The sequence below is a fragment of the Paraburkholderia sp. SIMBA_053 genome, from assembly GCF_046534895.1.
Taxonomy (GTDB): domain Bacteria; phylum Pseudomonadota; class Gammaproteobacteria; order Burkholderiales; family Burkholderiaceae; genus Paraburkholderia; species Paraburkholderia caledonica.
The window spans coordinates 1-299 of record NZ_JAWRXU010000413.1; the positions used below are offsets into that span (position 1 = coordinate 1).

Here is a 299-nt window from a genome sequence, read left to right on the forward strand (position 1 = left end):
GGTGAGGCGAAGCGGCCTTCTTTGCTGTTATCGATGGGTGCGTGGTTCGCCTCGCCTGGCCGCGTTGCGTTGCGTTGCGTTGGGAAACGTGGGCTAGTTTTTTCGCTCGTGTGGGTTTGGTGTGTTTTGTGTGTCTCGCTTGTCGTGTTTGTCGTCGTCATGGTCGCCGTGGCGCTTGTCGTCGTCGCTCCGCTTTTCGTCGCTCATGTCGCGATTGTCGACGAACGGGGAATCGGTATCGCTGCCGCCTTTGCGCAGCGCGACGCGCGCGTCCTTCGCAAGATTTTCGTACTGTTTGC

At 59.2% G+C, this 299-nt stretch carries 1 pseudogene; it reads right to left on the reverse strand.

Going from position 1 to position 299, the window contains the following annotated elements:
- Positions 1 to 93: 93 nt before the first annotated feature.
- Positions 94 to 299: pseudogene (locus SB753_RS36215) on the reverse strand (low affinity iron permease family protein); the annotation flags it as partial.